The sequence below is a fragment of the Agrobacterium tumefaciens genome, assembly GCA_025559845.1.
GTDB lineage: Bacteria > Pseudomonadota > Alphaproteobacteria > Rhizobiales > Rhizobiaceae > Agrobacterium.
Genome location: CP048469.1, coordinates 2,886,966 through 2,910,072 on the forward strand (window position 1 = coordinate 2,886,966; position 23,107 = coordinate 2,910,072).

The following is a 23,107-nucleotide window of genomic DNA, read 5'->3' on the forward strand; positions in this document are numbered from 1 at the left end:
ACAAGCGGGGAGAGCAGGAATGGGCGATGTGCCGGCACGGGAAAATTTCGGTTTCACAGCAACCGGAGAAAAGGTCGAGCGTGTCACCATATCCAAGGGTGGACTGACCGCGAAGGTCATCACGTGGGGCGCAGTCATTCAGGATCTGCGCCTCGACGGCCACCAGCCGCCACTCGTTCTCGGCTTCGACAAGTTTGAGGACTACAAGTACTCCTCTTATTTCGGCGCGACGCCCGGCCGCAATGCCAACCGTATCGGTGGCGGCAAGTTCTCGATCGACGGCCACGAGTACCAACTCGAGTTGAATGAAAAAGGCGTTACCCATCTTCACGGTGGCAGCGACGGTTTGGGCAAACGCAACTGGATGTTGATGGAGCACGGCGAAAGCCATGTTGTTCTGGAAATCATCGATCCGGACGGCCGCGCCGGTTATCCCGGTAACTGCACTGTCACGGCGACCTACACGATCCTCGACGGCGGCGTGCTTTCTGTCGTTTACGAAACAACCACCGACAAGGCGACCATCGCCAACATCTGCCAGCACTCCTATTTCAATCTGGACGGTGCTGACACGGCACTTGGCCACGAGATCGAAATTGCCGCGAACTATTATCTGCCGACCAACGAACAGCAGATTCCGACAGGTGAAATCCGCCCCGTCGATGACACGGTTTTCGACCTTCGTCGCCCGACACCGATGCGACGCAAGGACAATGGCGAGCAGGTTCTGTACGACCACAATTTCTGCCTTTCGCCCGAGCGCCGGGCGAAGCGCAAAGTAGCACGCGTCTACGCACCGGCATCCGACATCGCGCTTGAAGTGCACACGACTGAGCCCGGTGTGCAATTCTATTCCGCCTTCAAACTCGACGTTCCGGTTCCGGGCCTCGACGGCCGGACCTATGGCCCCTTTGCCGGTTTCTGCCTTGAAACGCAGAACTGGCCCGACGCCCCCAATCACGCCGATTTTCCGCATGCCATCCTGCGCCCAGGCGAGACCTTGCGTCAGGAAACGGATTACATTTTCAAGAAGGGCTGACTGGCTTAGTCCAGCACACAGCCGACATAGGCGCCGGATGCGCGGGCGCGTCGTTCGATGACGCCCGCAAGCCGTTGCAGGCCACGCCCTGGCTTGCTGGCGACACGGTCGATCGGATTGGGCAATGAGACCGCGAGAAGCGCCGCCTGTCTCTGGGTCAGCTTCGAGGCCGGCACCTTGAAATGATGCTGGGCGGCCGCTTCTATGCCGTAGATACCTGGGCCCCATTCGGCAACATTGAGATAAATCTCCATCATCCGTTTTTTGGACCAGACGAAATCGGCGACCACGGCAAGCGGCAGCTCCAGCCCCTTGCGCAGGAAAGATCGTCCATTCCAGAGGAAGAGGTTCTTTGCCGTTTGCATCGGAATGGTGCTGGCACCACGCGTGGAAGCCCCCTCCAGCGCATCCGTCACCACAGATTGCATCTGGTTCCAGTCAACGCCGCCATGGAAACAGAATTGCCCGTCCTCGGACATCATCACCGACTGAACAAGACGTGGAGAAATGTCCTCAATTGGCACCCAGCGCCTGTCGTAACCCTGCAAAGTCACAAGATCGGCAAGCATCAACGTTGAAACGGGCCGCATGAAAGGAAGCGCATAGACGGGAATCAGCAGGTAAGGCAAGATCAGCAATGCCAGCAAAAACATGACGAAACGCTTTGCTAACGTGCGAAAATCCACCTTCGGACTACTCCGGTCTTCCGCCAGCACGGCGTAGTCTGCGTCGCTTTCAGGCGTGCTGCTCAATGTTTTCCCCACCCAGGCTTATAAAAACCTTTCATATTCCATTGCCATGTTCAAGGCGAGTCCGCTCAAATGGGTTCCCGCAAGGAATCACGAAAAGGTTTGCTTGCCGACGTACGGCATGCCAAAGAGCGCCACATGGACGCTGCAATGACGACTTTTGAAACGAAGCTGCGCGACAGCGCGGCAAAGACCGAAGCCCTGCTCGGACGCCTGCTGTCAAGCGACGTGGGCCCGGATGAAATCGCTCGCCCTCAAAACCTCCTCGACGCCATGCGCCATGGCGTGCTGAATGGCGGCAAACGGTTGCGGCCTTTTCTCGTCATAGAAAGTGCGGCGCTGCTAGGCGGCAACGACGAGGCAGCCCACCATGTCGGCGCAGGACTCGAATGCCTTCATTGCTATTCTCTGGTTCATGACGATCTGCCGGCCATGGACGATGACGATCTGCGTCGCGGTCAACCGACAGTTCATCGCAAATTTGATGAAGCCACCGCCATTCTCGCCGGCGACAGTCTTTTGACACTGGCGTTTGACATCATTGCCGCGGACAACAATCCGCTGCAGGCAGATCGCAAGGCTGCGCTTGTGCTGTCACTGGCGCGCGCTGCCGGAATAGGTGGCATGGCAGGCGGGCAGGCGCTGGATCTTGCCGCTGAAAAGAAAGCACCTGATGAGGCGGGCATCGTCACGCTTCAAGCGATGAAAACCGGTGCACTTATCCGCTTTGCGTGTGAGGCTGGCGCCATCATCGCCGGGAGCAGCGCGTCTGAGCGGCAAAGAATGCGTCTTTTCGGTGAGAAGATTGGTCTTGCCTTTCAGCTTGCTGACGACCTTCTGGATCTGACGGCCGATGCTGCGACCATGGGCAAGGCGACCGGTAAAGATGCGGCACGTGGCAAGGGCACGCTGGTTGCCCTGCGCGGCGAAAACTGGGCACGTCAAAAGCTGAGTGAGCAGGTAAACGAGGCGGCAGAGCTCCTCTCGCCGTATGGCACCAAGGCCGATATCCTCGTTGCGGCAGCGCGGTTCATCGCCGAACGCAAGAGCTGAGCCGGAAACTCCGGCCCAGCGTTTTCATCGATTTATCAGCCCTTGAGCGGCGAAATCAGAACTTCAACGCGGCGGTTCTGCGCGCGGCCATCCGGTGTCGCATTGGATGCAATCGGCTGCGACGGACCGAAGCCGAGCGTCGAGATACGGCGCTGGTCAACACCACGCGCACCCAGATAATTCGCGACAGACGCCGCACGGCGTTCAGAAAGCGCCTGGTTATGCTGCAGGCTGCCGGTGGAATCCGTGTGACCGTTGATGTCGATGAGGGTGCGGTTGAATTTGTTCAACACGATACCAACCGAATCGAGAGTCGCGTAGAATGGCGGAATGACCTGGTCCTGGTCGGTTGCGAAGGTGATGTTCGACGGCATGTTCAGAACGATGTTGTCGCCGCGACGGGTGACAGACACGCCGGTACCCTGCAACTGCGCACGCAGTTCCGATTCCTGCGTGTCCATGTAATTGCCGATCGCACCGCCAGCCAGCGCGCCAATACCCGCGCCGATGAGTGCGGCATTGCGGCGACCGACCGGCGAGCCACCAACGGCAAGACCACCGAGCGCACCGACGACGGCACCGATACCCGCACCGCCGGCCGTGTTGGACATCTTCTGCTCGCCCGTATAGGGGTCAGTGGTCGTGCAGGCGGAGAGATAGGTCCCGCAAAGGGCAACAATCGCGATTTTTTTTATCATGTGTTTTGATGCTCCGAGAGGTTCAGGAGGTATGACAGAGGGATTCCGGCCGTTTCACGGTACTCTTTACTCCGCCGCGTCTTTCCGGCCAAAACGCTTTTCGATGTAATCGATCACAAGCGCTTCAAAATCGGCGGCAATGTTAGGGCCGCGCAGGGTGAGCGCTTTCTGTCCATCGATGAAGACTGGAGCCGACGGCGTTTCACCGGTTCCGGGCAACGAAATGCCGATGTCGGCATGTTTGCTCTCACCCGGGCCGTTGACGATGCAGCCCATGACCGCAACGTTGAGCGCTTCAACACCGGGGTATTTTTCACGCCAGACCGGCATGTTCTTGCGGATATCGTTCTGGATATTCTGCGCCAGTTCCTGAAACACCGTGGACGTGGTGCGGCCGCAACCGGGACATGCCGCAACAACAGGAATAAACTGACGGAAGCCCATGACCTGCAACAGTTCCTGAGCAACCTGAACTTCGCGGGTGCGGTCACCATTGGGTTCCGGTGTCAGCGACACGCGGATCGTATCGCCGATACCGTGCTGGAGCACGTAACCCATAGCGGCGGACGAGGCGACGATACCCTTGGAGCCCATCCCTGCTTCGGTCAGGCCAAGATGCAACGCGTGATCGGAGCGTTCCGACAACATCGAATAAACCGCGATGAGGTCCTGTACCTGGCTGACCTTGGCCGAAAGAATGATACGATTGCGCGGCAGCCCGATGTCTTCAGCCAACTCGGCGGAAATCAACGCAGACTGAACAATCGCCTCGCGAGTCACCTGGCGAGCGGAGAGCGGAAACCCCTCTTCCTTGTTCTTGTCCATCAGGGCAGTCAGCAGTTCCTGATCAAGCGAACCCCAGTTCACGCCGATACGTACGGGTTTATCGTAGCGGATCGCCATCTCGACGATCTCGCCGAACTGCTTGTCTTTCTTGTCCTTGAAGCCGACATTGCCGGGATTGATGCGATACTTCGCCAGCGCCTCCGCACAGGCAGGATGGTCGGCCAGAAGTTTGTGACCGATATAATGGAAGTCGCCGACAAGCGGTACGTCCATGCCGAGACGCAACAGGCGGTCGCGGATTTTCGGCACTGCTGCAGCACTTTCGTCGCGATCGACGGTAATACGGACGATTTCCGAACCGGCCCGGAACAACGCCGCCACCTGCTGCACGGTGGCGTCAATGTCAGCCGTATCGGTGTTGGTCATCGATTGGACGACGACGGGCGCACCGCCGCCGACGATAACACCACCCACATCGACAGCGACAGATGCGCGGCGGGGCTTCGGGTCGAAATCGGCGTGTGACGTCATTTTGGTCTCTGGGCTTGCGGCAAAATATGGCTATTGAGGTGAAACAAGGGGGAGGCCTTGTCAACACCCAACGCACGTGAGCTTCTACTTTACCGCAATCGTGGCAAAATTCGAGACGACTATTCCCGTCCTGCGCCGTCGGCATGCCGTGCAAGCTTCGAAAGCAGCAAGACGACAACATGCAGCAGCGGCAGACCTAGGAAGACAACGGCAAGACCGGTGTGCTCGGCAATGAACCCGATGGCCGAGGGCGCTACGAGAATTCCCGAATACCCCATGGTCGTGACGACAGACAATCCGATCCCAGGCGCCAGGCCAGGCATGTTACCGGCGGCAGAAAAGGCTATCGGCACCATGTTGGAAATGCCGATCCCGGCCACTGCAAAACCGATGATTGCCAGGGTCGAATTTTCTGCAAGACCGGCGGTCAACAAACCGATGATCGAAATCGTCGAGCAGAAACGCAAGGTGTTGACGGCACCGAAGCGGTCCCTGACCAGATCGCCGGCAAAACGCATGACAGCCATGGTCAATGAAAACGCAGCGAAGGCAAAACCGGACTGCGAAACGGACGCACCCAACTCGTTGCGCAGATAAAGGGCGCCCCAGTCAAGGATTGCACCTTCCGGCACCATCGAAAACAAAGCCATGAGACCGATGATCCAGGGCAGCGGTGTCAGCGGCAAGCCGCCCTTCGGCCGCTCTTCCTCCGGGTGTGGACGATCCGCGAGAGTGCGGGGCCAGGCAATGACGAGGAGGACCAGTGCGACCAGCGTCAGCGCAACCGCATGGCCGTGCACGCCGATGGCCGTGATCAGAAAGCCGCCGAAGCCCGCGCCGATCAGACCGCCGAGACTCCAGAATGCGTGACAGGAGGACATGATGGCCCGGCGCATGTCCCGTTCCACGGCAACAGCGTTGGCATTCATGGCAACGTCCATTGCCCCCGTCAGACCGCCGAACAGGAAAACGGCAATGACACCGGCCCAGATCGTGTTGGCCCAGGTGATGAACAGCAGCGTCGGAAGAAAAAGCACCGCCGAAACGAGAGACACGGTCCGCGACCCGAAACGGGCGATCTGTGAACCGGCAATCGGCATGAACAGCAGTGAACCGACCCCAAACACCAGAATGACCAGACCCAGCGCACTTTCGCTCAGCGAGAGGCGGGTTGAAAATTCGGGGATTTTCGGTGCCCATGACCCCATCATGAAGCCGTTCATCAGGAACAACAGCGAAACGCCGAGCCGGTGTCGCGTGAAGTACGAAGAGCGCGCCGGTGTGGGTGCGAAACTCGCAGGACCGTTCATCTAAAAATCCTTCAAACGTGAGCGCGGGCGGGTTAAGCCGCGTGGGTATCGGCAAAACGGATATTCACGCCGTGCGCCGCAAGCGCATCGGCAGTCGTCTGTTCAATGTCGCGCTCCAGCGCGAGACAAAGAGAAGGCGTCAGATCATGCACATGAAAAGCTGCCTTGTGGCCAAGCTTTTCCGTCGTGATGGCAGCAACAACCTGCTCACTGGCACTGCATGCGAGCCGCTTGAACACGGCATCCTCAAAGACATCGGCGGATAATCCCGAGCTGAGCGTCATGCCGCAAACACCGAGGACGCAGAGATCGGGCCGCATCAATTCGAGCTGCCGCAACGCCATGGCGTCAATAGCGGCGCCAACCAGCGGATCGACCTTGCCACCGATCAATACCAGTTCAATGCCGGCTTGCCCCGTCAGTTCCGCAGCAATGGCCGGCGTGTTCGTGACAACAGTCAGCTTCAAATCGGCGGGGATTGCCCGTGCAATGGCAAGATTGGTCGAACCGGCATCGATAAAGACAACCATGCCTGGCTCAAGAAGCGGCAAGACCGCGGCAGCAAGACGCTCTTTGCGATCAGCATCTTCTGCCATGCGTGTTTTCAACGGCACCGTCGTGCTTTCGGCAAGCAAGGCGCCGCCGTAAACGCGCTGACATTCACCTCTGCCCGCCATATCACGTAAATCACGCCGTATCGTGTCTTCGGACACACCGAAACTCTCCGCGAGATTCTGCGCCAACACACGACCGCTTTGCCGTAATTGAGAGAGAATGAGCGCCTGTCGCTCACTGACAAAATGTTCGTTCATTTCACTTCACGGATAAACATGTAAAAACGTGCACAAACATGCATATTTGAGTTTTCTCAAAAGCGCAACAGCAAAACGCCCGCCAAAGGGCGGGCGCAATGCGTCGTCAGATGCAATGTCGCGATGACGGCATTAGCTTGCGTAGGTCACAAGCAGATCCTTTGCGTCGATCTGATCACCCTGGCGGACGAGGACTTCAGAAATAGTGCCCTCACGCTCAGCGTGCAGCGCCGTCTCCATCTTCATGGCTTCGATGGAAAGCAGCACGTCTCCAGGCTTTACGGCCTGCCCCGGATTGACGAAAACGCGGCTGATGACACCCGGCATCGGTGCGCCGATCTGGGCAGTGTTGCCCGGCTCAGCCTTACGGCGTACGGCCGAACCTGTCGCTCCATGCGCCCGGTCTGGCACCTTGATGCGACGCGGCTGACCATTGATCTCGAAGAACACCGTCACCATGCCCTTGTCATCCGTGCCGGATGACGCCTGATTGACGATCACCAGCGTCTTGCCGCGCTCGATATCGGCAAACAGCTCTTCGCCGTCTTCCATGCCGTAGAAGTAGGCATGAGTCGGCAGCACAGAGACCGGGCCGTAGGTTTCTGCCGTCAGGGCAAAATCGGTGAACACCTTCGGATACATAAGGTAGGAGGCAAACTCGAAATCGTTGACCGAACGCTCGAGCTTTGTCTCGATCGTCTTGCGTTCGGCATCCAGATCGGCGTCGGCAAGAAGCGAACCGGGACGCACATTGTAGGGTGCATCGCCCTTCAACGCCTTCTTCTGCAGCGCTTCCGGCCAGCCGCCCGGCGATTGGCCAAGATCACCCTTGAGCATGGACACCACGGATTCGGGGAAGGAGACTTCCTTGTCCGGATTTTCGACATCGGAAACCGTCAGATCCTGGCTGACCATCATCAGCGCCATGTCGCCGACGACCTTGGAGGATGGCGTGACCTTGACGATATCGCCGAACATCTGGTTGGCATCGGCATAGGCCTGCGCCACCTCGTGCCAGCGGCTTTCGAGGCCCAGCGAACGCGCCTGCTCCTTGAGGTTGGTGAACTGACCACCCGGCATTTCATGCAGATAGACTTCGGATGCCGGTCCCTTGAGGTCGCTTTCAAACGCCGCGTACTGGTTGCGGACCGCCTCCCAATAGAAGGAAATACGACGAATCCATTCCGCATCGAGACCCGTATCGCGTTCGGTGCCGGCAAGTGCCTCGACGATGGAGCCAAGGCACGGCTGCGACGTGTTGCCGGAGAACGCGTCCATGGCGGCGTCGACGGCGTCCACGCCCGCGTCCACAGCAGCAAGAACGGTCGCGGCAGAAATACCGGACGTGTCGTGCGTGTGGAAGTGGATCGGCAGACTGGTCGCCTCACGCAAGGCCTTGAACAGAACCTTGGCAGCCGCAGGCTTCAGAAGACCCGCCATGTCCTTGACGGCGATGATATGCGCACCGGCCTTTTCCAGTTCGGCCGCAAGCCCCGTATAATATTTGAGGTCATATTTTGGACGCGCGGAATTGAGGAGGTCGCCCGTGTAGCAGATCGCCGCTTCGCAGAGCTTGTTCTCTTCGGCAATCGCATCCATCGAGACGCGCATGTTCTCGACCCAGTTCAGGCAGTCGAACACGCGGAAGAGATCGATGCCACCCTTGGCCGCCTGACGAACGAAGTACTTCACCACGTTGTCGGGGTAGTTCTTGTAACCCACGCCATTGGCGCCGCGCAGAAGCATCTGCAGCAGAAGGTTTGGTGCACCCTCACGGATGAGGGCCAGACGCTCCCATGGATCTTCCGTCAGGAAGCGCATGGAAACGTCGAAGGTCGCACCACCCCAGCACTCAAGCGAGAGGAGCTGCGGCAACGCCTTGGCGTAGGCGCTCGCCACACCGGCAATGTCGTGGGTCCGCACACGCGTCGCTAGCAGCGACTGGTGCCCGTCACGCATGGTCGTATCAGTGACGAGAACGCGCTTTTCATTGCGCATCCACTCCGAAAAGCCCTTGGGGCCAAGCTTGTCGAGAACCTGCTTCGTGCCATCCGGCGTCGGGGCATCGATATAGGGCACGATCGGCTTGGCTGCCTTGTCCGATGGCTTTGCGCGACCCTTGGTTTCAGGATGACCGTTGACCGTGACATCGGCCAGATAGGTCAGAAGCTTCGTTGCACGGTCCTGGCGCTTGACCTGCGCGAACAGCTCCGGCGTGGAGTCGATGAAACGCGTTGTATAGGTATTGTCGCGGAATTTCGTGTGGCCGATGATGGCTTCCAGGAAGGTGAGGTTTGTCGCAACACCTCTGATACGGAATTCGCGCAGGGCGCGATCCATGCGGCTGATTGCCTCTTCAGGTCCCGGCGCCCAGGCGGTCACTTTGACCAGCAGCGGATCGTAGTAACGTGTAATTACCGCGCCCGTATACGAGGTACCGCCGTCGAGACGGATACCGAAGCCGGAAGCCGAACGATAAGCAGTGATACGGCCATAATCAGGAATAAAGTTATGTTCAGGGTCTTCAGTCGTAATACGGCACTGGAGCGCATGACCGTTGAGGCGAATGTTTTCCTGCTTCGGAACACCCGATTCTGCCGTGCCGATGGCGGCACCTTCGAGAATATGGATCTGCGCCTTGACGATATCGATACCGGTCACGACCTCGGTGACGGTATGCTCGACCTGGATACGCGGATTGACCTCGATGAAGTAGAACTTGTTCGTATCCGCATCCATCAGATATTCGACAGTGCCGGCGCCGATGTAGTTTGTCGCAGCGGCGATCTTCAACGAGTAATTGGCAAGTTCCTGTCGCTGTGTTTCGCTGAGGTAAGGTGCCGGAGCGCGCTCCACGACCTTCTGGTTGCGTCGCTGGATCGAACAATCGCGCTCAAACAGATGAACGACATTGCCATGTGTGTCGCCGAGAATCTGGCTTTCGACGTGGCGCGCGCGCTCGACCAGTTTTTCGAGATAAACTTCGTCCTTGCCGAACGCCGCCTTGGCCTCACGTTTGGCTTCCGTCACTTCACGTGCGAGGTCCTCTTTCTTGCGAATGGCGCGCATGCCGCGACCACCACCGCCCCAGGACGCCTTCAACATCACCGGGTAGCCGATCTCTTCAGCCATTCGCTCCACTTCGGCGATATCGTCGGGCAATGGATCGGTGGCCGGTACAACCGGGACGTTGACCGAAATGGCGAGATTGCGCGCAGCAACCTTGTTGCCGAGCTGACGCATCGTGTCGGCCGTCGGTCCAATGAAGATGATTCCTGCCTTGTTGCAGGCCTCCACGAATTCAGGGCTCTCTGACAGAAGGCCATAACCGGGATGGATCGCATCCGCACCGGACAATTTCGCGACCCGGATGATCTCCTCGATCGAAAGGTAGCTTTCGATTGGTCCCATGTCTTTCGTCAGGTGCGGCCCCCTACCGACCTGATAACTCTCATCCGCCTTGAAACGATGGAGAGACAGCTTGTCCTCCTCGGCCCAAATCGCGACCGTTTTTATTCCAAGCTCATTCGCTGCCCGGAAAACACGGATCGCTATTTCAGAGCGGTTGGCGACAAGTAGTTTCGAAATTTTCAAGACTGTCTCCCCAGAAACAAAAGAAGTTTTCTGCTGCACCGCGAAATTAAGCAGCAAAAAACGATCTTGGAAAGACCATTTCCGACCGGAAGCGATCGCTCCGGCCCTCTGGGGGCATAGAATTTTTAAATCGATTGAAAAACTTCGACCGACTTCACGGTACTGAGAGCGTGGCTTGAGAGATCAAGGTTAACTGAGCAGTCCACGCCGAAATGCAAGCGCAACGGTATGCTGGCGATTCTTCGCGTTAAAGCGGCGCTGAATCCCGTTGATGTACCAGTCCACAGTATGACTTGAGATCGAAAGCTGCCGTCCGATTTCCGTCGACGTCATGCCCTCAGCCATGAGTCTCAGCACCTCCATCTCTCTTTTGGTGAGTTCGGGGGAAGACATTTCAGGAAGATTGAGAATGGCGTTGGCCTGTCCGGAAAGATCAAGCAGACGCCAGAATACGGCACGCATGGCGGAATCGAACAATTCGATATCCGCCGCCTTCAATTGCCGGTCCTCGCCGCCAATGAAAACCGCGCCGATGAAACCCGCACGTCCGTGCACCGGAAACGCGTAACCGCCCTGCAGGCCATAACGGCTGGCGTCGTGGAAAAAGCTGACCGCACGTTTGCGATGCATGGCGCGTGGCAGTTCACCAAGCGCATCTTTCCAATGAAATGGCTTGTGCACCAGCCCAATAAGTTTCTTCACCGGATCGACCAGGCTGTACTTCTTGGCGCGATAAACGTCCATCCAGCCGTCGGGGAGGTTTTGAGCGAGGACATATCCACCTGAGGTCAGGTCGCCGGCCATGCGTCTGCTGACAAGGAAATAGTCAAAACCATACTCCTGCAGAAGAGCGGCAAACTCAGACTGGACATCATCCACGTTCGCGATCTGATGACATTTGGCAATGAAATGAACGATATTATGCATAAAGACGCATGCCCGAAGCTGGCAGTGTTGACGGATGATTGTTGGACATGGTCCCGCGATGACGTCATGTTATTCGGGCGCCGGTCAGACGAGATTGCGCCGAACGTCGTTATCAATCACTGAAACGATACCGCAAAATCTTGTTAGGGCAACTGCGAACCGTTTTACGTGCGCGTCGTTTGCTTCAACAACGGTGAGACGTTTGTTAAGCCGCCATTCAGACAGAAAGAGCGATAATCCCGCCAGTTTCGCCGTCTATCAAGACGCAAGGGTTTGAAAGTTAACCCATCAACCGCATGAAAAAGACGCACGGATTGGATTGAAAATTTGACTTTGTTTCAGGTTTACACGCGCGCCCTGCGCTATCTGACCGTCCACAAATGGCGTGTGACGGTTGTCGTCGTGGCCAACATCATCCTGGCGGCCATCACCATCGCCGAACCCGTGCTGTTCGGGCGCATCATCGATGCCATCTCGTCAGGCTCCGACGTCACGGCCATTCTTGCGCTTTGGGCGGGCTTTGGCGTGTTCAACACAGTCGCTTACGTCGCTGTCGCCCGCGAGGCTGACAGGCTGGCACACGGTCGTCGCGCCACGCTTTTGACGGAAGCCTTCGGCCGGATCATCTCCATGCCGCTGTCGTGGCATCACCAGCGCGGCACATCGAATGCTCTGCACACGTTGCTGCGCGCCAGTGAAACACTGTTCGGCCTGTGGCTGGAATTCATGCGCACGCACCTAGCAACCTTCGTTGCCCTGGTGCTTCTGGTGCCGACCGCAATGTCGATGGATATGCGCCTCAGCTTCGTGCTGATCGGCCTTGGCATCGTCTACTGGTTCATCGGCAAATGGGTGATGGGCCGGACGAAAGATGGCCAGGCATCCGTCGAAGAACATTATCACAGCGTCTTTGCGCATGTGAGCGATTCCATCAGCAACGTTTCGGTTCTGCATAGCTACAATCGTATCGAAGCTGAAACGAAGGCGCTGAAATCATTCACGGAAAAGCTCCTGAGCGCCCAGTATCCAGTTCTCGACTGGTGGGCTTTTGCCAGTGCCCTCAACCGTACGGCATCGACCGTCTCGATGATGATCATTCTCGTCATCGGCACCATTCTCGTGAAGAACGGTGAATTGCGCGTCGGTGACGTTATCGCCTTCATCGGCTTTGCAAACCTGCTGATTGGTCGTCTCGACCAGATGCGTCAGTTCGTGACCCAGATTTTCGAAGCCCGTGCCAAGCTGGAGGACTTTTTCGTTCTGGAAGATTCCGTCAAGGAGCGCGAGGAGCCGGGCAATGCCGGCGAACTTACCAACGTTTCCGGCACCGTGGAATTCAAGAACATCAACTTCGGTTTTGCCAACACCAAGCAGGGCGTTCATGACATCTCCTTCACGGCGAAAGCTGGCGAGACGGTTGCCATCGTCGGTCCGACGGGTGCAGGCAAGACCACGCTCATCAACCTTCTACAGCGCGTCTATGACCCGAATTCTGGTCAGATTCTGATTGACGGCACGGATATTTCCACTGTCACCAAACAGTCGCTGAGAAACTCGATCGCGACGGTGTTCCAGGACGCCGGACTGCTTAACCGCTCGATCAAGGAAAACATCAGACTTGGCCGTGAATCGGCGACCGATGCAGAGGTGATCGAAGCAGCGGCAGCAGCGGCAGCAACGGATTTCATCGACAGCCGCATCAATGGCTATCTGACCCAGGTGGGTGAACGTGGTAACCGGCTTTCAGGCGGCGAGCGCCAGCGAATTGCCATCGCACGCGCCATTTTGAAGAACGCGCCAATCCTTGTTCTGGACGAAGCGACCAGTGCGCTCGATGTGGAGACGGAAGCCCGCGTGAAGGCTGCTGTCGATGCGCTGAGAAAGAACCGTACGACATTCATCATCGCACACCGCCTTTCGACAGTCCGCGACGCCGATCTCGTGCTGTTCCTCGATCAGGGCAGGATCATCGAGAAGGGTACGTTTGATGAACTGAGCCAACGTGGCGGACGCTTTACCTCGCTTCTGCGTGCCAGCGGCCTGCTGACGGATGAAGGCGGCAACGGGCAGCCGAAGGCGATCGCGTCCTAAACAGCTCCAGGAACAAAACAATAGTCAAAAGGGCGGACAGGCAATGTCCGCCCTTTTTTGTATCTGGCTGAAGTGCCACGTCGGGTTGATCCACGATACGCAAGTAACGCCACAGTCAGCCTATCAGCAGCCCTCTGCTGAGCCAATGAACCGGATGTTGCCAACTCTCCATCCCCTCAATTGTTCACCATAGGATGCTTGGCTGGTTGCCCCGCAGGCGAACGGCAGAGCCGGTTTCGGAAACATGCCCGTGTCACAGGAGATCGAAGCCTGTGTTGGCGCTACGCGGCACTTTAGCGACGTCGATCCGAAAGCAGGCGGTAACCGCCGAGTTCTCGCACTTTCTCCCTCCCCCTTACGGATCAACGAAGCTCGATTTTTTTTGGCAACAAAAAAGCCCCTGCTGATCGCAGGGGCTTTTGTTGATCCGGCCTTCAGACCTGAGCCATGGCTCAGGCGATCTTTGCCATGCCGTTCTTCGTGGCAGCTGCCTTACCATCGACAGATACGATGACATCTCCAGAGCCCGCCTTACGGCTGACGACGATATCCCGTGTCTTGCCGTCCAGCGTGATCTTGACCGAGAAGCCGCTCCAGTCGTCCGGCAGCGCCGGTGCGATGTGCAGCTTGCCCTCGACACGGGTAATACCGAGGATACCTTCAACAGCCGCGCGATAGAGCCAGCCGGCCGACCCCGTATACCAGCTCCAGCCACCACGTCCCGCGTAGCCATCGCCACCGTAAACGTCAGCCGTTACCACGTAAGGTTCAACGCGATAGGTCTGCGAAGCGTCACGGTCCAGCGCATGATTGACCGGGTTGAGCAGCTTGAAGCACTTCCAGGCATCTTCATGACGACCCTGCTTTGCGAGTGCAAGAACCACCCAGGTTGCCGCATGCGTGTACTGGCCGCCGTTTTCACGCACACCCGGCGGATAACCCTTGATGTAGCCCGGATCATGCGATGTCTGCGAGAAAGCCGGTGTGAACAGGCGGATAATGCCCGTCTTTTCATCGACCAGATGTTCGAGCACGGCATCCATTGCCTGACGCGAACGACCTTCCTCACCCTCACCGGATAGAACGCTCCAGCTCTGGCCAAGTGAATCGATACGGCATTCCTCACTGCTGGCAGAACCAAGCGGTGCACCATCATCAAAGTAGCCACGACGGTAATAGCTACCATCCCAGCCGGCCGTCTCGAGTGCCGAACGCAGCTTGTCGCGATGGGCTGACCACTTTGCGACATGCGCGTCGTCGCCCCGTTTTTCGGCAATCGCGATGAAATCGCGCAGCGCACCGGCAAGGAACCATCCGAGCCAGACGCTCGTGCCCTTGCCGCCAACACCGACGCGGTTCATGCCGTCGTTCCAGTCACCACCCAGAATCAGCGGCAGACCATTTTCTCCGGCTCTCTGGATCGCCAGGTCGAGCGCCAATGCTGCATGGTCGTATAGACTTGCAGACTTTTCGCTGGTTTCCGGCTGGAAGAAGGCGTCGTGCTGACCCGGCATCAAGGCCGATCCCTTGAGGAACGGAATGCTCTCATCAAGAATGGAGGCATCTCCCGTCGCCGACAGATATTGGTTGACCGCATAAGCGAGCCAAACAACGTCATCGGAGATGGTCGTGCGAACACCCGCGCCAGTCAGTGGCAACCACCAGTGCTGCACGTCGCCTTCGACAAACTGGCGCCCGGCTGCTCGCAGGATCTGGCTGCGGGCAAGATCCGGCTTGTAGAGGAGGAACGCCAGTGTGTCCTGAAGCTGATCGCGGAAGCCGAACGCGCCGCTCGACTGATAGAAAGCCGTTCTGGCCAGTATGCGGCAGGCGAGCGCCTGATACGGCAGCCAGCTGTTGACCATATGGTTGAAACCGGAATCCGGTGTGGTGACCTGAAGCTGACCGGTAAATCCGTTCCAGAATGCCCTGCTCTCTTCGAGCGCCATCTGGAAGTCAGCGCGCCGCGCATCCTTCACCAGTGACTGGGCTTCTTCTTCGCTATCGGCATCACCAAGGACAAACATCATGTGACGTTCTTCGCCCGGCTTCAGATGAATTTCCTGCATCAGTGCTGCGCAGGGATCACCATCCACCTCGGTGTTACCAGCCAGAGCCGCACCGGAAACAACACCTTGAGGCGCCTGTATGGAACCATACCTGCCAATGAATTCGCGACGGCTGGTGGTGAAACCGCTTGCCTCGCTATCCAGTGTCAGGAACGAGGTCCGGGCATTGTAGTCGATGCTGTATGGGTTCGATGCGAAAATCGCACCGCTTTCAGCGTCATGCCTGCTCAGAATGAACGGGGCAGACTTTTGGCCATTGTTGCCAAGAATCCATTCCACATAGGAATAGACCTTCAGGCGGCGGCTCTTCGTGCCCTTGTTGCGAACAATGACCTGCGAATATTTGAGTGGCTTTTCGCGGTCGACCGTTTGCGTAACCTCGATCTCAACCGTGTCGGCCTTGCCGGTAAACACGGAGTAGCCGAGACCGTGACGTGTTTCGAAAAATGCTTCCGGATCACGCGAGAGGGTTGCAAACGGCGTATAAACCTTTCCGGTTTCGACGTCGGATACGTAGAACGCCTCACCCGTACGATTGATGACCGGATCATTGCTCCATGGCGTCAACTGGTAGTCGCGCGAATTGCGGCTCCAGGTGAAACCCGCGCCTTCGGCCGAAATATGGAAGCCGAATTTTTCGTTGGAAATGACGTTGATCCACGGATGTGGTGTCGACTGGCCGCCATGCAGACGCACGACATATTCCTGACCGCTCTTGGCAAAGCCGCCAAAACCGTTCCAGAAATCCAGATCGTCCGCATCCTCGACCGGTTCGGCAACCGGGAAAGCTGGTGCAGGCAGACGCGCAAGCGCTGCTTCGGCCCCGCCGTCCGGACCGCGATGTGCAGCAAAAAGCGACACGGCGCGGTTGATCTGGTCGACAATCTTGCCATTGCGAACGTGCAGAACCACACGCGACGCCGCCAGCAGCGCTGCCCAGGTTTCCTCATCCATCAGGTCACGGCGTACAGAGAAGACATGCGGTCTTCCACCGTCTGCCGGATTGATGCGGCGCTGGCCTTCGGAGATATGATCCAGCGCATGCTGCATATCCTGCGCGTAGGACGCTGCGCGCTCATTGACGATGACGAGATCGAAGATAACGCCACGCGAACGCAGATATTCGTGCGCGCTCAATGCTTCGCGAGCGATGTCCATATCCATGTCATCGTTGATGCGCAGCGAGAAGATCGGGAAATCGCCCGAGATCGCCAGCGGCCAAAGCGCGCGCTGCGAGGTGAGACCGGTCTTCAGCGTCTCTGAATCGGCACGCAGATGCATGTCCGGATAGGTCAGATAGCGACCAAGATGCTGGAATGCCGCAGCCTGCTGCGATGTGACGCCAACATGGCGCATCTGTACCTGCGTACGCGTCCAGGCATGAACGAGTTCATGCGCGAAGGCGTCCGGATGGCGGTAACGATCGATTGCCTTGTCGACTTCCTCACGGCTTGGCGCCGCAATCGTCCAGAAAATAACGCTGACTTTCTTGCCGGCAGGAACGCGAACGGTCCGACGCAGCGAAAGTACAGGATCAAGCGTGAAACCGTCGGTGCTCGAAAGCGTAGCACCGCTGTCGAAAGCGGCAGCTTCCGCCAGCGAACGGCCGCGACCGATAAACTTCGCACGGTCGGTTTCGAACTCTGTCGGACGCGATGGGCCTGCATTGTCTGCTGCCAGATGCGCGATGACCGTGCCCGGATCACTCGGGCTGCGGCGATTGCGCCATGCCCGGATAACATCACCACGACGACCGATTTCGGTCTGCACGAACATACGTGAGAACAGCGGATGCGCGTTGTCGTCATCCTCGGACGCAATGACCGGCTCCATATAGGACGTCACTTCGATGTAGCGATCTTCCGAACCGACATTGAGCAGTGTGACGCGACGGCCTTCGGCGTCGTGTTCGGTCGCCACGATGCATTCAACGACGCTTTGCAGATCGCCGACTGCCTTGTGGAACTCCGCCTTGTCGTCAGTAAAGACCGTTTTCGTCTTTTCACCTTCGATTACGCGCGGTTCTGCGGTCGCACTCCACCATTGTCCAGACGACGTATCGCGCAGGAAGATGAAGGTTCCCCAACGATCCTCAGTCGGGTCGGCCTTCCAGCGGGAAATCGCCTGACCGTTCCACTTGGAATAACCGGCACCGGTGGATGTCAGCATGGTCGAATAATGACCATTCGACAGGAATACCACTTCACGGTCGCGAACAGCAGGATCGGCAATGGTACGGACTTCCGCACGCAGGAGATCCGCCTGCTCCTTACCGGGTGTCTCCGGCTCGTATTTGGCGCTCATCACCGGCACTTCGCGCGGTGCCTTTTCCTGCAGAAGCAGTTCCGCCGCCTCAATGACCGGGTCGGAATGAAACAGTTCGCGCAGCACGCCGTCGAAAGCGACGTTGGCAACGGCCGCAATCGACATGCCATGGTGGTGTGCATAGTAGTTATAGACCACCGCGCAGACCTTGCCGTCCGGCACGCGGGTCGGCGTGAAGTCGACCGCATCGTGGAAACCGTACTGGCCAAGCGCGCCAAGTTTGCGCAGCTTGTCGAGGTTTTCCAGCGCGCCTTCCGGATCGTACTGGCTGGCAAGGATCGACGCATAAGGCGCAATGACGGCGTTCTGGCCGAGACCACGCTTGAGACCAAGCGTCGGCACACCGAAGTTGGTGTACTGATAGTTCATGTTGTGATCGCGGGCGTTGAACGCCGCTTCAGAAATACCCCACGGCGTGCCGAGGCGGCGGCCATGGTTCATCTGTTCCTTGACGATCAGATTGTTGGTCTGGTTGAGAATACCACCCTGACGCTCCTGCATGACGAGCGGCGGCATGAGGTATTCGAACATCGAGCCAGACCAGGACACCAGGGCACCCTGAGCGCCGATCGGCACGACCTGACGACCAAGGCGATACCAGTGCTCGGTCGGCAGATCGCCCTTGGCGATGGCAAACAGGCTCGTCAGACGGCACTCGGAGGCGAGAAGGTCGTAGCAGGCTTCATCGAGTTCCTTGCTTTCGACCCGGTAACCGATCGACAGAAGACGGCGATCCTTGCGGTAAAGGAACGTGAAGTCCATCGAGAAGGCAAGGTTGCGGCTACGGTCACGCAGCGACGCCAGACGCTGACGAAGCGGTTCCATGTTGGTGAGATCGATCGCGCTGTCGGCAATATGCGCCTCGCAGCATTCCACCAATAGCTGCGCCCAGCGGGTAACCTCGGTGCTCTGCGACGACTTGACCTCGTGGTCCACATTGGTGGCGAGTTTCTGGATGTCGCGCGCAAGAACCGCAAGATTGATCACACGGATCGAAGCGAACTCATGCTCACGCTTGACCGAAGCCAGAGCGTTCGAGAAGCCGATAATGCGCTCTTCCAGCCGGCGATGCAGCGGACGAAGGTTCTTGCGGTCATCCGGCAGCGCCTTCAGCGTCTCGCGCAGAATACCGGCAACATCACCAATACCGTCAAGATTGCCCTGAAGATGTGCGGAAGGTGCTTCAGCCCAATCGCGGCAGGCCGACGAAACGGCAATCAGGTGACCCGCAAGGTTGCCGCTGTCGACAGCGGAGACGTAACGCGGACCAAGCGTCTGCAGTGTGTCCGTATGATACCAGTTGTAGAGATGGCCGCGATATTTCTCCATCTTCTCAACGGTCGTGATCGTATTTTCGATCCGCTCGATGGTTTCAGCGAAACTGATCCAGCCAAACCGGCGTGCCGAGATTGCCGACAGCAGATAAACGCCGATGTTGGTTGGCGATGTGCGCGAGGCAACGATCGGCTCCGGCGTTTCCTGGAAGTTGTCCGGCGGCAGATAGTTTTCCTGCGGCGTCACGAAGGCTTCGTAGTAACGCCAAGTCCGGCGCGCGATCTTGCGCAGTTCGAACGAAACATGTTCCGACACGAACATGCGGTCTTCGGTTTCAGCCGATTGGCTGACGTACCAGGCGACGGCAGGCGACAGAACCCACAACAGTGCGAAAGGAATACCAATCAGGAATGCGTTATCGCCAGGCAGCGCTGCAAACAGCAGCCCGAGAAGCGCAACGACCGGAGCATGCCACATCTGTTGATAATAACCGACCACGCTGCTCTGTGCGCTGGATTGCATCGAGGCAGCGGTACGCCATTCCAGCATCAGCTTGTGGCTGACCAGCAGGCGATAAAGCGAACGCGCGATGGCATCTGTCATCATGCAGGCGGAATCGGCAATGAAGACGATGCGCAGCGCGACCTGAGCGTTGGTTGCCCGGATCTCAGACCAGATCGTGTGGAAATGCGCCTGTGGCACGATATCCGTCGAACGTGGGACCAGACCGGAAAGAAGCGAAAGCGTCGGTGCCACGAACAGCGAAAAGATCAACAGTATCTGCCAGATCAGCGCGCCAAGCGGGTCCATGAAGTACCAGCCGAGTACGGACGCGAAGAACCACGCAATTGGCGTCAGAGAACGACGCAGGTTGTCGACCATCTTCCAGCGGCCAATTGCGGTCACGCCGCGTGCCCGATCGAGGATGTAGGGCAGAAGCTGCCAGTCGCCACGCGCCCAGCGATGCTGGCGCGAGACTTCAACTTCGTAGCGGGTCGGGAAATCCTCTACCAGCTCGACATCGGTTACCAGCGCGCAGCGCGCAAACGAGCCTTCGAGAAGGTCGTGGCTGAGAATGGAGTTCTCCTCGATACGGCCCTTCAGCGCCGCTTCGAAGGCATCCACGTCATAGAGGCCCTTGCCGGTGAACGTCCCTTCAGAGGTCAGATCCTGATAGACGTCAGACACCGTGAAGACATAGGGGTCGATACCACGGTTGATCGAAAAGACGCGCTGGAAGACGGAGGCATCCTTGCCGGTTGTCAGGGACGGCGTAACACGTGGCTGCAGCAGGCCGTAACCTTCCACGACGCGTCCCGAGACCGGATCGATCACCGGACGGTTGATCGGATGATGCATCTTGCCGACCAGCTTGGTCACAGCGTCGCGCATCAGGCGCGTATCGGCGTCCAGCGTCATGACGTACTTAACGTCGGCCGGCACGACATTCGCGCCGCCGAGGAAGGTTGTATCCTTGTCGCCGCGCAGCAGCATGTTCAGTTCATGCAGCTTGCCGCGCTTGCGCTCCCAACCCATCCAGCAGCCTTCTGCCGGGTTATAGAGCCGGCGGCGGTGCAGCAGATAGAATCGCGTCTTGCCATCAAAGGCATAACGGCTGTTCAGCGCAGCGATCTCGCGCTTGGCGTATTCGAGAATTTCGATATCGTCGCCGGACTGCTCCTGCTGTCCGTCGCGCCAGTCGCTCACCAGCGAGAAATAGATTTCACCGTGCGGGTTGGCGAGATAATGCACCTCGATGTTGCGCATCATTTCATCAACGCTGTCGCGGCTGGTCAACATGCAGGGCACGGCCACCAGCGTTCGAGCATCGTCCGGAATACCGTTCTTGAATTCGTATCCGACCAGGCGGAACGGCTTCACAAAGAAGGTCACGAGCGTGTTGAAGAGACCAGTTGCACCTTCCGAAGCAGGCAGAGCGAACATCAGCAGGAACGCGGTAACCACATACCAGGGCATTCCAGCTTCGGCCAGGAACCAGCCCACCGCCCACATTGCCACGGCCGTAATCAGAAGAACCGGCGCCGCGATCGACAGCCAGTTGAACCGGCGCATCGATCTTACGATATGCTGGGAGATCAACGGCCTGTAGGCGATCTGCTTTTCAAGCTCGAATCGGCTTTGCCCGACGAGCACGGAGCCAACATTGACGCGGCTGTCCGACCCTGCAACAGGTTGAAGCGTGCGCGCCATTTCAACAGCAGCGCGGGCAACTTCCACTTCGGTTTTCGGCGAGCGTCGCGCCAGAAGTTCTATTGTGTTGCGATAGGTGTTGCGCGAACCGAAATCGAGCGTTTCGTAGTCGGTTTCCTCGCGAAGAACCTTGTCGATGTGGCTGACTTCCTCAAACCAGACCGACCACTCCGTATCGTCGATTTCGCGCAGGCTCTTGACGATGTTGCCCATCGTCACGTTGCCGGAGGCCAGACGGTTGTGCTCAGCCATCATGACGTTTTCGGCGTCGGTACCGGCAGCATGCAAACGTTCTTCCAGCCAGGCCAGTGCAAAGCCCGAGGTCTGAGAGCCATTTCTCAGGCGATAGAGGAACTGGGTCGCAAAGGTCGGATCATCGACCAGCGAATTGACCTGACCAAGCAGAGCAGCCGAGGCTTCCGCATCGTTGAGACGGATAATCTCGTCGACAACCTCATTCGCCTTCTGGCGCATGCGGCGCGAGCGCTCGACGCGAATAGAAATACGGCGGAGATTTTCGATGAGAACAAAACGGATGATCGACGGCAACGCCCACAACTCGCCGATCTGCAGCGTCTTGGACGTCTGATAACCGTCAACCAGTGCCGTCATGTTTTCGCGCGTCACAGTGCTGTGCGTATGCGCCACATAAAGCCAGCCGAGCGCCATGACGCGGGGTATGGTGACGCCACCAACCGTCATCGTCGGCAATTGACGATAGAACTTGCGCGGGAAATCGCGACGAACTTCCTGGATCGCTTCTTCGATCACGTAGTGGTTGTCGAGAAGCCACTCTGCGGCGGGCGTAATCGTCGCACCGTTTTCCGCGTCAACCGCGGTGGTACGATAGACGCGCAGGATTTCCTTCTCGTTTTCGCGATGGCGTTCGAAGAAATCGAACTCCATGAAACCGGGGAGGCTGTCAGCACCGTCGCGCGAAAGCGCGGCACCGGCCTCATACAATTCTTCGATCGTCATGTAGGAAGCACGGATCGAATCGTTGTGATCGATCTGTTTGGCTTCGGAATCACGGGCGGCGGCAGGCGGCGTAATATGAAATGACATCGGCTCGTATTCTAAAACGGTTTAGGTGCGTTGCTCGTCTTGCTCGGCATTTGCATCATATTGCTGAAAGCATCATGAAAACAAAACCGCAGTTATATGTCGCGTTCTTCATGAACCTTTGCTGAACCGGCAAAAAACGTGGCGCATTCCCGCGCCCGTTTCACCGCTCAGCCTAAAGCCTGCTGCATGCAGGGCTGAAGCACTCAAATTCCATAGCTGGCGGATATTCGTGAGAAAAACCGGAAAGGACGAGCCGCAAAACTTGGTCGTTCCATACGGATTTCGCATGCTCCCCCAAAGCGAAAACAACGTCAGCAAGGCGGCTTCCCCTTTTCCGTCTTCCCATTCCGGCAAAAAGCGGGATTGCCCCGTATCCTTGCCACCGAAAAGACGTAACGCCTTGCATCGCCAACCAGTTCCATGCCACCGGTTTCGGGCCGATGCAAGCGATGTTTCCAGGCTTTCGATCCAAACCGTAACACCGTCAATTTTAGGCCCACCGGCCTACCCTTATTCGGCATTTACGCGCTCGCAACATTGCTGTTATGGAAGAGCCTGAAAGCAAGGTAACG

General features: G+C 57.8%; 11 protein-coding genes. 3 read left to right on the forward strand and 8 right to left on the reverse strand.

Annotated features, from left to right (window positions below; genetic code table 11):
• The first annotated feature begins 19 nt into the window (after positions 1–19).
• On the forward strand, positions 20–1,039 hold the full coding sequence (locus tag FY156_14440) for a galactose mutarotase (protein ID UXS02580.1): 1,020 nt from the start codon (positions 20–22) through the stop codon (positions 1,037–1,039).
• 5 nt (positions 1,040–1,044) lie between these two features.
• Here FY156_14440 and mtgA read toward each other — a convergent pair whose 3' ends face one another.
• A complete protein-coding gene (gene mtgA / locus FY156_14445; GenBank protein ID UXS02581.1) occupies positions 1,045–1,791 on the reverse strand; it encodes a monofunctional biosynthetic peptidoglycan transglycosylase in 747 nt (248 codons plus the stop codon).
• A 135-nt stretch (positions 1,792–1,926) separates the two neighbouring features.
• Here mtgA and FY156_14450 point away from each other — a divergent pair, with 135 nt between their 5' ends.
• Positions 1,927–2,841, forward strand: coding sequence for a polyprenyl synthetase family protein (locus FY156_14450; protein UXS02582.1), 915 nt, complete (start codon positions 1,927–1,929; stop codon positions 2,839–2,841).
• Positions 2,842–2,876: 35 nt separating this feature from the next.
• Here FY156_14450 and FY156_14455 read toward each other — a convergent pair whose 3' ends face one another.
• From FY156_14455 to FY156_14480, 6 genes are all read right to left on the reverse strand, one after another.
• Positions 2,877–3,539: an OmpA family protein gene (locus FY156_14455; protein ID UXS02583.1), complete on the reverse strand. Its 663-nt coding sequence runs from the start codon at positions 3,537–3,539 to the stop codon at positions 2,877–2,879.
• 66 nt (positions 3,540–3,605) lie between these two features.
• On the reverse strand, positions 3,606–4,856 hold the full coding sequence (ispG, locus tag FY156_14460) for a flavodoxin-dependent (E)-4-hydroxy-3-methylbut-2-enyl-diphosphate synthase (GenBank protein ID UXS02584.1): 1,251 nt from the start codon (positions 4,854–4,856) through the stop codon (positions 3,606–3,608).
• A 119-nt stretch (positions 4,857–4,975) separates the two neighbouring features.
• Entirely contained in the window at positions 4,976–6,166 is a 1,191-nt protein-coding gene (locus FY156_14465; protein UXS02585.1) for an MFS transporter, read from the reverse strand.
• Between the two features lie 32 nt (positions 6,167–6,198).
• A complete protein-coding gene (locus FY156_14470; protein UXS02586.1) occupies positions 6,199–6,978 on the reverse strand; it encodes a DeoR/GlpR transcriptional regulator in 780 nt (259 codons plus the stop codon).
• A 132-nt stretch (positions 6,979–7,110) separates the two neighbouring features.
• The gene (pyc, locus tag FY156_14475; GenBank protein ID UXS02587.1) at positions 7,111–10,572 is read right to left on the reverse strand and encodes a pyruvate carboxylase; all 3,462 of its coding nucleotides are present in this window, start codon (positions 10,570–10,572) and stop codon (positions 7,111–7,113) included.
• Between the two features lie 189 nt (positions 10,573–10,761).
• Positions 10,762–11,499: a LuxR family transcriptional regulator gene (locus tag FY156_14480; protein ID UXS02588.1), complete on the reverse strand. Its 738-nt coding sequence runs from the start codon at positions 11,497–11,499 to the stop codon at positions 10,762–10,764.
• Between the two features lie 327 nt (positions 11,500–11,826).
• Here FY156_14480 and FY156_14485 point away from each other — a divergent pair, with 327 nt between their 5' ends.
• Positions 11,827–13,590 (forward strand): glucan ABC transporter ATP-binding protein/ permease, encoded by a 1,764-nt coding sequence (locus FY156_14485; GenBank protein ID UXS02589.1) that lies wholly within the window; start codon positions 11,827–11,829, stop codon positions 13,588–13,590.
• Positions 13,591–14,042: 452 nt separating this feature from the next.
• Here FY156_14485 and FY156_14490 read toward each other — a convergent pair whose 3' ends face one another.
• Positions 14,043–22,535 (reverse strand): protein ndvB, encoded by an 8,493-nt coding sequence (locus tag FY156_14490; GenBank protein ID UXS02590.1) that lies wholly within the window; start codon positions 22,533–22,535, stop codon positions 14,043–14,045.
• Positions 22,536–23,107 lie beyond the last annotated feature (572 nt).

Bases quoted from the DNA above. Each gene is read 5' to 3' on its own strand.
- FY156_14450 (UXS02582.1), top strand. From the start codon at position 1,927: ATGGACGCTGCAATGACGACTTTTGAAACGAAGCTGCGCGACAGCGCG.
- FY156_14480 (UXS02588.1), bottom strand. From the start codon at position 11,499: ATGCATAATATCGTTCATTTCATTGCCAAATGTCATCAGATCGCGAAC.
- FY156_14440 (UXS02580.1), top strand. From the start codon at position 20: ATGGGCGATGTGCCGGCACGGGAAAATTTCGGTTTCACAGCAACCGGA.
- ispG (UXS02584.1), bottom strand. From the start codon at position 4,856: ATGACGTCACACGCCGATTTCGACCCGAAGCCCCGCCGCGCATCTGTC.
- FY156_14465 (UXS02585.1), bottom strand. From the start codon at position 6,166: ATGAACGGTCCTGCGAGTTTCGCACCCACACCGGCGCGCTCTTCGTAC.
- FY156_14470 (UXS02586.1), bottom strand. From the start codon at position 6,978: ATGAACGAACATTTTGTCAGTGAGCGACAGGCGCTCATTCTCTCTCAA.
- FY156_14455 (UXS02583.1), bottom strand. From the start codon at position 3,539: ATGATAAAAAAAATCGCGATTGTTGCCCTTTGCGGGACCTATCTCTCC.
- FY156_14490 (UXS02590.1), bottom strand. From the start codon at position 22,535: ATGTCATTTCATATTACGCCGCCTGCCGCCGCCCGTGATTCCGAAGCC.